13 protein-coding genes are annotated in these 11349 nt (G+C 64.5%); all 13 read left to right on the forward strand.

The genetic code is table 11. The features are described from left to right. The first annotated feature begins 18 nt into the window (after positions 1-18). The 13 genes from efp to nuoK all read left to right on the forward strand — a co-directional run bounded on the left by efp (position 19) and on the right by nuoK (position 11347). Positions 19-582, forward strand: coding sequence for an elongation factor P (efp, locus tag SOM18_RS06790; RefSeq protein ID WP_031440952.1), 564 nt, complete (start codon positions 19-21; stop codon positions 580-582). Positions 583-744: 162 nt separating this feature from the next. Continuing rightward, complete coding sequence (locus SOM18_RS06795; RefSeq protein WP_031393846.1) at positions 745-1557, forward strand: inositol monophosphatase family protein; 813 nt, start codon at positions 745-747, stop codon at positions 1555-1557. Between the two features lie 251 nt (positions 1558-1808). Next, positions 1809-2183 carry an NADH-quinone oxidoreductase subunit A gene (locus SOM18_RS06800; RefSeq protein ID WP_031393845.1) on the forward strand — a complete coding sequence of 125 codons (375 nt, stop codon included), beginning with the start codon at positions 1809-1811 and terminating at the stop codon, positions 2181-2183. Beyond that, on the forward strand, positions 2174-2743 hold the full coding sequence (locus SOM18_RS06805; protein ID WP_037527518.1) for a NuoB/complex I 20 kDa subunit family protein: 570 nt from the start codon (positions 2174-2176) through the stop codon (positions 2741-2743). The genes SOM18_RS06800 and SOM18_RS06805 overlap by 10 nt, the downstream gene beginning before the upstream one ends. Then, positions 2740-3588: an NADH-quinone oxidoreductase subunit C gene (locus tag SOM18_RS06810; protein WP_031440951.1), complete on the forward strand. Its 849-nt coding sequence runs from the start codon at positions 2740-2742 to the stop codon at positions 3586-3588. The genes SOM18_RS06805 and SOM18_RS06810 overlap by 4 nt, the downstream gene beginning before the upstream one ends. Positions 3589-3608: 20 nt before the next feature. Beyond that, the gene (locus tag SOM18_RS06815) at positions 3609-4820 is read left to right on the forward strand and encodes an NADH-quinone oxidoreductase subunit D (RefSeq protein WP_197975229.1); all 1212 of its coding nucleotides are present in this window, start codon (positions 3609-3611) and stop codon (positions 4818-4820) included. Beyond that, complete coding sequence (locus SOM18_RS06820) at positions 4820-5488, forward strand: complex I 24 kDa subunit family protein (RefSeq protein WP_031393841.1); 669 nt, start codon at positions 4820-4822, stop codon at positions 5486-5488. The genes SOM18_RS06815 and SOM18_RS06820 overlap by 1 nt, the downstream gene beginning before the upstream one ends. Continuing rightward, positions 5488-6789: an NADH-quinone oxidoreductase subunit NuoF gene (gene nuoF / locus SOM18_RS06825; protein ID WP_031393840.1), complete on the forward strand. Its 1302-nt coding sequence runs from the start codon at positions 5488-5490 to the stop codon at positions 6787-6789. Before SOM18_RS06820 ends, nuoF begins: the two co-directional genes overlap by 1 nt. After that, positions 6789-8783 (forward strand): NADH-quinone oxidoreductase subunit NuoG, encoded by a 1995-nt coding sequence (gene nuoG / locus SOM18_RS06830; RefSeq protein ID WP_031440950.1) that lies wholly within the window; start codon positions 6789-6791, stop codon positions 8781-8783. Before nuoF ends, nuoG begins: the two co-directional genes overlap by 1 nt. Next, entirely contained in the window at positions 8780-9829 is a 1050-nt protein-coding gene (gene nuoH / locus SOM18_RS06835; protein WP_031393838.1) for an NADH-quinone oxidoreductase subunit NuoH, read from the forward strand. Before nuoG ends, nuoH begins: the two co-directional genes overlap by 4 nt. Then, the gene (gene nuoI, locus SOM18_RS06840; RefSeq protein WP_031393837.1) at positions 9826-10311 is read left to right on the forward strand and encodes an NADH-quinone oxidoreductase subunit NuoI; all 486 of its coding nucleotides are present in this window, start codon (positions 9826-9828) and stop codon (positions 10309-10311) included. Before nuoH ends, nuoI begins: the two co-directional genes overlap by 4 nt. Positions 10312-10430: 119 nt before the next feature. Further along, the gene (locus SOM18_RS06845) at positions 10431-11042 is read left to right on the forward strand and encodes an NADH-quinone oxidoreductase subunit J (RefSeq protein ID WP_031440949.1); all 612 of its coding nucleotides are present in this window, start codon (positions 10431-10433) and stop codon (positions 11040-11042) included. Further along, a complete protein-coding gene (nuoK, locus tag SOM18_RS06850) occupies positions 11039-11347 on the forward strand; it encodes an NADH-quinone oxidoreductase subunit NuoK (RefSeq protein WP_031393835.1) in 309 nt (102 codons plus the stop codon). Before SOM18_RS06845 ends, nuoK begins: the two co-directional genes overlap by 4 nt. Positions 11348-11349: the final 2 nt, after the last annotated feature.

The following is an 11349-nucleotide window of genomic DNA, read 5'->3' on the forward strand; positions in this document are numbered from 1 at the left end:
TTCCAGCAGGAATCGGTCATGAAGATCAACGCGGTCGAGATTCGTCCCGGCAACATCCTTGAATATGAAGGCGGCATCTGGCGCGCCGTGAAGATTCAGCACACCCAGCCCGGTAAGGGCGGCGCCTATATGCAGGTCGAGATGAAGAACCTCATCGACGGCCGAAAGAGCAACACGCGCTTCCGCTCCGCCGAGAGCGTCGAGAAGGTCCGGCTCGACACCGTCGACTTCCAGTATCTGTTCCGCGACGGCGACGCGCTGACCTTCATGGACAAGGTCAATTACGAGCAGATCACGCTGGATGCCGACATCCTGGGCGACGCCGCAGCGTTCCTGCAGGACGGCATGGATGTGGTGATGGAGCTCTGGGAAGAGCGGCCGATCTCGGTCCAGCTGCCCGACACGATCGAGGCGCTGATCGTCGAAGCCGATGCCGTCGTGAAGGGGCAGACCGCCTCGTCGTCGTACAAGCCTGCGGTGCTCGAGAACGGCGTGCGCGTGATGGTGCCGCCGCACATCGGTGCCGGCACGCGGATCGTGGTCGATGTCTATGAGCAGGCCTATGTAAGGCGTGCTGATTAAGGCCGAGCGGCCGAGACGGATAGCTTAAGCTATCCGCACGACCCGCCGGCCCGGCCGGCGGGCATGGCCCGGCCGACGACGCGGGCTTTGCCCGCGGCCTGGGTCTGCGGCACTGCCCCACCCCAACCCCTCCCCTGAAGGGGAGGGGCTGAAAGGATTGAAATGCCCAGCCATTCCGGCATCATGACCGTCATCGAGCGCGCCGCCCGCAAGGCCGCGCCGCGCCTGCGCCGCGATTTCAACGAAGTCCAGCAGCTGCAGGTCAGCCGCAAGGGTCCCGCCGACTTTGTCAGCCAGGCCGACCAGCGCGCCGAGCAGACGATCTTCGAAGAGCTGAGCCACGCACGCCCCGACTGGGGCATGTTGATGGAGGAGCGCGGCGAGGTCGCGGGTGATCCCAACAAGCCGCGCTTCATCGTCGACCCGCTCGATGGCACGTCGAACTTCCTCCACGGCATCCCGCATTTCTGCATCTCGATCGCGGTCGAGGAGCCGATGCCGAACGGCAAGCGCGAGGTCACCACCGCGCTGGTGTATCAGCCGCTCACCGACGAGAGCTTCTGGGCTGAGCGAGGCCGCGGCGCGTGGCTGACCGACCAGCGTCTGCGCGTGTCGTCGCGGCGCGATCTAGCCGATTCGCTGATCGCGACGGGTATTCCGTTCCTCGGTCATGGCGATTTCGCGCAGTGGAGCCGGATCTTCGGTGCGGTCGCACCCGAGGTGGCGGGGATCCGCCGTCTCGGCGCGGCGGCGCTCGATCTCGCCTGGCTGGCAGCGGGGCGGTTCGACGGCTTCTGGGAATCGAACCTGAAGCCGTGGGACGTCGCGGCCGGGATGCTGCTGGTCAAGGAAGCCGGCGGCTACGTGACCGACTTCCGCGGTGGCGACCGCGCGATGGAGCGCAACGAGTTCCTCGCGGCGAATGATGCGCTGCATTCGCGGCTGCATAAGCTGGTGGCCGGCGCGCTGCGCTGATGCATTGGGGTCGGTAGGCCGGGCCGGCCTTCCAATTGTCCGTTACCCCAGCGTTTGCTGGGGTGACGGTCTCGCTGGGGGCTCCGACCGGCGCCCGGCGGCTGCTGTCGCTTGCAGAACCATGCAGGTAACGCAGGTTTCCCGCGACGCTCATACAGCTCTTGCGAGTGATTCTCACGGGCCGCCAGCCTTGCCCCACGGGGCCCATCGGCCTAAAGGCTCCCCATCTGTTCGCATCTGCGAGAAGCCATTTGGTCGACCTGTCGCACTATCTTCCGATCCTCCTGTTCCTCGGGGTCGCCATCGCATTGTCGAGCACGTTCGTGTTCCTGCCGATGGCTGTCTCCAGGCTCACCGGGTCGCACAAGCCTACGCCCGAGAAGCTGAGCGAATATGAGTGCGGCTTCCCCGCATTCGAGGATCCGCGCAGCCAGTTCGACGTGCGCTTCTACCTGATCGCCATCCTCTTTATCATCTTCGATCTCGAGGCGGCGTTTCTGTTTCCCTGGGCCGTCTCGGTCTTCACGCTCGGCTGGACCGCGTGGATCTCGATGATGATCTTTATCGGCGAACTGGCCCTCGGCCTCGCCTATGCATGGAAGAAGGGAGCACTCGATTGGGAGTAGAGCTCACATCGCAGCCCGGTTCCGGTCTGCTGGCACCCGCCGGCGGTGGCGCGATCGTGCCGCCCGACCAGGGTTTTTTCGATGGCCTGAACGGTGAATTGACCGACAAGGGTTTCCTGGTCACCTCGACCGAGGAGCTGTTCCAGTGGGCCCGTACCGGCTCGCTGTGGTGGATGACGTTCGGGCTCGCCTGCTGCGCGGTCGAGATGATCCACGTCAACATGCCGCGCTATGATCTCGAGCGCTTCGGTGCCGCACCGCGCGCATCGCCCCGCCAGTCGGACGTGATGATCGTCGCCGGCACGCTGTGCAACAAGATGGCGCCCGCACTTCGCAAGGTCTACGACCAGATGTCGGAGCCGAAATACGTGATCTCGATGGGATCATGCGCGAACGGCGGCGGCTATTATCATTATAGCTACAGCGTCGTGCGCGGTTGCGACCGTATCGTGCCCGTCGACATCTACGTCCCCGGGTGCCCGCCGACTGCGGAAGCGCTGTTGTACGGCATCATGCAGTTGCAGCGGAAGATCCGGCGGTCCGGGAGCATCGAACGGTGAGGGCGCCCGCACCAGCCTATGCCGCCAATGACGGCGTGATCGACGCGGCCCGCGCCGCGCTCGGCGGCATGCTGCTCGACGCGGTCGACAAGGTCGGCGAGGTCGCTCTGCACGTCCGTCGCGAGGACCTGTACGACGTCATGATCGCGCTGCGCGACACGCCGGGGCTTGCCTATCAGCAGCTCATGGAGATCGCCGGCGTCGACTATCCCGATCGTGCCGAGCGGTTCGAGGTCGTCTATTGCATGCTGTCGCTGACGCGGAACCACCGCCTGCGCGTGCATGTCGCGACCGACGAGGACCAGCCGGTACCGTCGGTGACCGACATCTGGCCGGTCGCCGGCTGGCTCGAGCGCGAAGTGTACGACATGTATGGCGTGCTGTTCAGCGGCAACCCGGACCTGCGCCGCATCCTGACCGATTACGGCTTTCGCGGCCACCCGCAGCGCAAGGACTTCCCGCTGACGGGCTATGTCGAGCTGCGCTATTCGGAAGAGGCGAAGCGCGTTGTGTACGAGCCGGTGCAGCTGGCGCAGGATTTCCGCACGTTCGACTTCATGAGCCCGTGGGAGGGCGCCGAATACGTCCTTCCGGGTGACGAGAAGGGCGCACTGCCGCAGGCCAAGGGGGCGCAGACCCCGCTGTCGGCCGATACGATCGTCAAGGCGGATGCGGCGCAGAGCGCGACCAAGGCGCCCGACGCGCCGAGCGAGCCCTATGCGAAGAAGGACGTCCAGAACACCACGCAGAGCGGTGCGGGCGAGCCCGATCCGGGCAACCAGAAGCAGGACAAGCCCGTGGAGTCGGACGTGATCCCGACCAAGGGCGGAGGACAGAACCAGTGAGTCTCTATGTAGAGGAGCTTCTGGGCGAGGGCGATGCGGCCGATCCCACGACCGGCGACGTCACGATCCAGAACTACACGATCAACTTCGGTCCGCAGCATCCGGCGGCGCACGGCGTGCTCCGCCTGGTCATGGAGCTCGACGGCGAGATCGTCGAGCGTGTCGATCCGCATGTCGGGCTGCTTCACCGCGGCACCGAAAAGCTGATCGAGTACAAGACCTACACGCAGGCGCTGCCCTATTTCGATCGTCTCGATTACTGCTCGCCGCTGTGCATGGAGCATAGCTGGGTGCTCGCGGTCGAGAAGCTGCTCGACCTCGAAGTGCCTGAGCGGGCGCAGTATCTGCGCGTGTTCTTCGCCGAGCTGACGCGCATCTCGAACCACATGCTCAACCTCGGCAGCCACGTCATGGACGTCGGCGCGATGACGCCGAACCTGTGGCTGTTCGAGATCCGCGAAGACTGCATGAACTTCTTCGAGCGCGTCAGCGGCGCGCGCATGCATTCCAACTATTTCCGTCCGGGTGGCGTGCATCAGGATGCACCGCTCAAGCTGCTCGCCGATATCGGCGACTGGCTCGACACGCGCCTGCCGCGGCTGTTCGAGGATGCGATTTCGCTCGTCGCCGACAACCGCATCTTCAAGCAGCGCAACGTCGACATCGCGATCGTCAGCCGTGACGATGCGATCAAATGGGGCTTTTCGGGCCCGATGATCCGCGGCTCGGGCATCGCCTGGGATCTGCGCAAGTCGCAGCCCTATGACGTCTATGCCAAGATGGACTTCGACGTGCCGGTCGGCACGCGTGGCGATTGCTATGACCGGTTCATGGTGCGCGTCGAGGAAGTGCGTCAGTCGGCACGGATCATGAAGCAGTGCCTGCGCGACATGCCCGAGGGTCCGATCGCGTCGCTCGACCGCAAGGTCGTGCCGCCCAAGCGCGCTGAGATGAAGCAGTCGATGGAAGCGCTGATCCATCACTTCAAGCTCTATACCGAGGGCTTCCATGTGCCCGCCGGCGACGTCTATGTCGCGACCGAAAGCCCCAAGGGCGAATTCGGCGTGTATCTGGTCGCCGACGGCAGCAACAAGCCGTACCGCTGCAAGATCCGCCCGACCGCGTTTTCGCATCTCCAGGCCTTCGACTTCATGGCGAAGGGTCACATGCTGGCAGATACGACCGCGATCCTCGGCGCGATGGATATCGTTTTTGGTGAATGTGACCGCTGATGGCTGAAGCTCCGAAAATTCCCGACGAGGCAGAGACCCGCGCACGCTGGGGCTCGTTCGCCTGGACGGACGAGAACCAGGTGAAGGCGAACGAGATCCTCGGGCGCTACCCGAAGGGCCGCGAGCAGTCGGCGTCGATCCCGTTCCTCGATCTTGCCCAGCGCCAGGTCGGTGCGGAAACGCAGACCCAGGGCTGGTTGCCGGTGCCGGTGATCGAGTTCGTCGCGCGTCAGATCGGCGTGCCGTACATGCGCGTCTATGAGGTCGTGACCTTCTACACGATGTTCAACCTCGCGCCGGTCGGTCGCTATCACGTGCAGGTCTGCGGCACGACGCCGTGCATGCTGCGCGGGTCGGACGACGTGCTGGCCGCGTGCAAGAACCGGGGCCTCGTCAAGGGCGGTACGACGCCGGACGGCATGTTCACGCTGACCGAGGTCGAGTGCCTGGGCACCTGCGCGAACGCGCCGATGGTTCAGATCAACGACGATAACTTCGAAGATCTCGACTACGACAAGACGACCGAAATCCTCGAGGCGCTTGCCAGTGGCGGCACGCCGACGCCGGGGCCGCAATTCGGCCGCCGCGCGAGTTGCCCCGAAGGCGGCCCGACCTCGCTCAAGGCGATGGTCGACGCGAACCACGATTACCGGGGGGAGTGGGCCTGATGCTCGCCGACAAGGACCGCATCTTCACCAACGTCTACGGTTTTCAGCCGTGGAATATCGACGCGGCGATCATGCGCGGCGATTGGGACAATACCAAGGACCTGATGGCGCTCGGCCAGGACGCGATCATCGATGTGATGAAGGCGTCGGGTCTGCGTGGCCGTGGCGGGGCAGGGTTCCCGACCGGCACGAAATGGTCGTTCATGCCCAAGGAGCCAAAGCCCGACCGGCCGAACTTCCTCGTCATCAACGCCGATGAATCCGAGCCGGGCAGCTGCAAGGATCGCGAGATCATCCGTCACGATCCGCACAAGCTGATCGAGGGCGCGCTGATCGCCGGGTTCGCGATGCGCGCGCGCGCCGCCTACATCTACATCCGCGGCGAATATATCCGCGAGGCGGAGACGCTGTTCGCAGCCGTCGCCGAGGCATATGATCGTGGCTTCGTCGGCAAGAATGCGTGCGGTTCGGGCTACGACTTCGACGTGTTCGTTCACCGTGGTGCGGGCGCGTACATCTGCGGCGAAGAGACCGCGATGCTCGAAAGCCTCGAGGGCAAGAAGGGCCAGCCGCGCCTCAAGCCGCCATTCCCGGCGGGCGCAGGCCTCTATGGCTGCCCGACGACCGTCAACAACGTTGAGTCGATCGCGGTCGCACCAACGATCCTGCGGCGCGGTGCGGCCTGGTTCTCGAGCTTCGGCGCAGAGAACAACCGCGGCACCAAGCTGTTCCAGATCAGCGGGCATGTGAACAAGCCCTGCGTCGTCGAGGAAGAGATGAGCATCTCGTTCCGCGACCTGATCGAGACGCATTGCGGCGGTATTCGGGGCGGCTGGGACAATCTGCTCGCGGTGATCCCGGGCGGCTCATCGGTGCCATTGGTGCCCGCCGCGCAGATCATGGACTGCGCGATGGATTTCGATGGCCTGAAGGCGGTCGGCTCGGGCCTCGGCACCGCGGCGATCATCGTCATGGACAAGTCGACCGACATCGTCCGCGCGATCAGCCGCATCTCCTACTTCTACAAGCATGAGAGCTGCGGCCAGTGCACGCCGTGCCGCGAAGGCACCGGCTGGATGTGGCGCGTGATGGAGCGGATGCGCACCGGCGACGCCGAGCTGTCCGAGATCGACATGCTCCAGCAGGTCACCAAGCAGGTCGAGGGTCACTCGATCTGCGCGCTCGGCGACGCCGCAGCCTGGCCGATCCAGGGCCTGATCAAGCATTTCCGCCCAGAGATGGAACGCCGTATCCGCGAACGTGGTGGTGACACCGCGCCGATGATGGAAGCCGCAGAGTAATGCCCTTAGTCAAAGTCGATGGCGTAGAGATTGAGGTGCCGCAGGGTGCCACCGTGCTGCAGGCGTGCGAGCTTGCCGGCAAGGAGATCCCGCGTTTCTGTTACCACGAGCGCCTGAGCATCGCCGGCAATTGCCGGATGTGCCTGGTCGAGGTGAAGCCCGGTCCGCCCAAGCCGCAGGCGTCGTGCGCGCTGCCGGCGGCGGACAAGCAGGAGATCTTCACCAACTCGCCGATGGTCAAGAATGCCCGCGAGGGCATTATGGAATTCCTGCTGATCAACCATCCGCTCGATTGCCCGATCTGCGATCAGGGCGGCGAGTGCGATCTGCAGGATCAGTCGGTCGCCTATGGCCGCGGCCATTCGCGCTATGACGAGAACAAGCGCGCGGTCACCGAGAAATATATGGGGCCGATCGTGAAGACGGTCATGACCCGCTGCATCCAGTGCACGCGCTGCATCCGCTTTGCCGAGGAAGTGTCTGGCGTCGAGGAGATCGGTGCGATCTTCCGCGGCGAGGACATGCAGATCACCTCGTATCTCGAGAATGCGGTCAAGAGCGAGCTGTCGGGCAACGTCGTCGATCTGTGCCCGGTCGGCGCGCTGACCTCGAAGCCTTACGCGTTCGAGGCGCGTCCGTGGGAACTCCGCAAGACGCTGACGATCGACGTCATGGACGCGGTCGGCACCAACATCCGGCTCGACAGCCGTGGCCGCCAGGTGCTGCGCTGCGTGCCGCGGATCAACGAGGACGTGAACGAGGAGTGGGCGACCGACAAGACGCGCCACGCGATCGACGGTCTCGTGCGTCGTCGCCTCGACAAGCCCTATGTCCGCGTGAACGGCAAGCTCCAGCCCGCGACCTGGGACGAGGCCTTCGCGGCAATCAAGGCGGTTGATGCCGGGTCGAGCGTGGCCGCGGTCGCGGGCGATCTGGTCGACTGCGAGACGATGTACGCCGCCAAGGCGCTGCTCGCGAAGATGGGCTCGACGATGCTCGAGGGCCGCCAGACCGGCATGGCCTATGACGCGTCGAGCATCGCTGCGGTCAATTTCAACACGACGATCGCCGGCACCGAGCGTGCCGATGCGATCCTGCTGGTGGGCACCAACCTGCGCTGGGAAGCGCCGCTGGTGAACACGCGGGTCCGCAAGGCTATCAAGAAGGGCGCGAAGGTCTACGCGATCGGGCCCGAGACCGAGCTGACCTACAAGGTCGAGTGGCTCGGCGACGATCTGGCGCTGCTCGGCAATCTGCCCGACGCGGTGACCGAGGCGTTCGGCAAGGCCGAGCGTCCGATGGTGATCGTCGGTGGCGCGGCGCTGAAGGGTGGCCACGGCGCCGCACTGAAGCTCGTCGACACGCTGGGCCTCGTCAAGGACGGCTGGAACGGCTTCAACGTCGTCCATATGGCCGCGTCGCGGATGGGCGGGCTGATGCTCGGCTATGCGCAGACGGGCGGGATCGCCGACGTGATGGGGGCGAAGCTCGGCTTCTTCCTCGGCGCGGACGAGGTCGATTTCAGCCAGTTCGCGGGCTTCAAGGTGTTCGTGGGTCATCACGGCGACAAGGGGGCGGCAGCTGCCGACGTCATCCTGCCGGGCGTGACCTATGCCGAGAAGTCGGGAACCTGGGTCAACCTCGAGGGTCGCGTCCAGCGCGGCGAGCGTGCGGTGTTCGCGCCCGGCGATGCGCGCGACGACTGGTCGATCTTCCGCGCGCTGTCCGACACGCTCGGCCATACGCTGCCGTTCGACAGCTTCGAGGGGCTGCGCGAAGAAATGTTCGCTGCCGTTCCTGCGCTGCGTCACCAGGCGCTCGCAACGTTCGAGTGGAATCCGCCGTCGCTCGGCGGTGCGGGCGAAGGGGTTCTGGCCGGCTATCCGATCAAGGACTTCTACCTGACCAACGCGATCTGCCGCGCATCGCCGACGATGCAGCGTTGCTCGGCTGAACTTCTCCACGGGGAAGACTTTGCGGAGGCAGCCGAATGATCTCCTGGTTCGAATCCTCGCTCGGTTACGACTGGGCGTTCTTCCTCGCGACGATCATCGACATTCTCGCAATCGCGCTGCCGGTGATGCTGGCGGTCGCGATGATCATCTATGCCGATCGCAAGATCTGGGCGGCGATGGCGCTTCGGCGTGGTCCAAACGTGGTGGGTCCGTTCGGCCTGCTGCAGAGCTTTGCCGACGGCCTGAAGGTGTTCCTGCAGGAGACGATCGTCCCGGCAGCCGCCAATCGCGCGCTGTTCCTGCTGGCGCCGATCATCACCTTCACGGTCGCGCTGATCGTCTGGGCGGTGATCCCGTTCCAGCCCGGCGTCGTGCTCGCGGACATCAATGTCGGCTTGCTCTACGTGCTCGCGGCGTCGTCGCTCGGCGTGTACGGGATCATCCTCGCGGGCTGGGCGTCGAACTCGAAATATCCGTTCTACTCGGCGCTGCGTGCGGCCGCGCAGATGGTCAGCTACGAAGTCGCGATCGGGTTCATCCTGATCTCGGTCGTGCTGTGGTCGGGCACGTTCAACCTGTCCGGCATCGTGACCGCGCAGCAGAACATGTTCGGGCTGCACATCAACGGCTATATCGTCAATCCGCTGCTGTTCCCGATGGCGGTGATGTTCTTCATCTCGAGCCTCGCGGAAACGCAGCGTGCACCGTTCGATCTGACCGAGGCGGAGAGCGAGCTCGTCGCCGGTTACCAGACCGAATATTCGTCGATGGCGTTCGCGCTGTTCTGGTTGGGTGAGTACGCCAACGTCATCCTGATGTGCGCGCTCAACGCGACGCTATTCTGGGGTGGGTGGCTGCCGCCGGTCGACTGGGCGCCGCTGTATTACGTGCCCGGGATCATCTGGCTGTTCGCCAAGATCCTGTTCTTCTTCTTCCTGTTCAGCTGGGTGAAGGCGACCGTTCCGCGTTATCGCTATGATCAGCTGATGCGGCTCGGCTGGAAGATTTTCCTGCCCGTCTCGCTGTTCTGGGTTTTCCTCGTGTCGGGCGTGTTGATGCTGACGCGCGTTGGAGTGGGTTCATGAGCGTTGCTCAGATCATCAAGTCGTTCACCCTGTGGGAATTCGTGAAGGCGCACGCGTTGACGCTTCGCTATTTCTTCAAGGAAAAGGCGACGATCAACTATCCGTACGAGCGTAACCCGGTGTCCCCGCGGTTCCGCGGTGAGCATGCGCTGCGTCGTTATCCCAATGGCGAAGAGCGGTGCATCGCGTGCAAGCTGTGCGAGGCCGTGTGCCCCGCCCAGGCGATCACGATCGAGGCCGAGCCGCGCGACGACGGCTCGCGCCGCACGACGCGCTACGACATCGACATGACCAAGTGCATCTATTGCGGCCTGTGCGCCGAGGCGTGCCCGGTCGATGCGATCGTCGAGGGTCCGAATTACGAATTCTCGACCGAGACGCGCGAAGAGCTGATCTACGACAAGTCGAAGCTGCTCGATAACGGCGATCGCTGGGAAAGCGCGATCGCGGCGAACCTTGCCGCCGATGCGCCGTACCGTTAAGCGAGCGCCGCGATGACACAGATTAACTCCGTCATCCCAGCGCAGGCTGGGATCTCCCCGTTTCCGAGCGCGCCCGCGCGGCGTGAGACCCCGGCGTTCGCTGGGGTGACGAGGACCTCATGATCCAGGCCTTAGCCTTTTATCTCTTCGCTTTCGTCGTCGTCCTGTCGGGCGCCATGACGATCGCGTCGCGCAATCCGGTCCATTCGGTGATGTGGCTGATCCTCGCCTTCTTCAACGCGGCGGGTCTGATGATCCTCGTCGGGGCCGAGTTCATCGCGATGCTGCTCGTCATCGTCTATGTCGGCGCGGTCGCGGTGCTGTTCCTGTTCGTTGTCATGATGCTCGACATCGACTTTGCCGAGATGCGTGCCGGCGTGGCACGGTACTTCGGTATCGGGCTGGCGCTCGCGGTCGCACTCGCAGCCGAGGTGATGATCGCGATCGGCGCGTGGAGCACGGGGCCGATCCAGCTCGCGCGGCGCGCGGCGCCGATCGATGCGCGGGTGCCCAACATCCAGGCGATCGGCAATCTGCTCTACACGCGCTATCTGTTCGTGTTCGAGGCGGCCGGGCTCGTCCTGCTCGTCGCGATGATCGGTGCGATCGTGCTGACGCATCGCCAGCGTGGCGGCGTGAAGGCGCAGAACATCAGCCGTCAGAACGCACGCCGTCCGCAGGACGCAACGCGCAACACGCGCCCGGTCGTCGGGCAGGGAGTCGAACTGTGACGATCGGTCTCGTCCACTACCTCGTCGTCGCGGCGATCCTGTTCACCATGGGGGTGCTCGGCATCTTCCTGAACCGCAAGAACCTTATCGTCATCCTGATGGCGATCGAGCTGATCCTGCTCGCGGTGAACATCAATCTCGTCGCCTTCTCGGCCTTCCTCAACGATCTCGTCGGACAGGTGTTCGCGATGTTCGTGCTGACGGTCGCGGCGGGTGAGGCCGCGATCGGCCTGGCCATCCTGGTCATCTATTTCCGCGGTCGCGGCACCATTGCGGTCGACGACGTCAACCGGATGAAGGGGTAATA

The organism is Sphingomonas sp. CFBP9019 (assembly GCF_034045155.1).
Classification (GTDB): Bacteria; Pseudomonadota; Alphaproteobacteria; order Sphingomonadales; family Sphingomonadaceae; genus Sphingomonas; species Sphingomonas aerolata.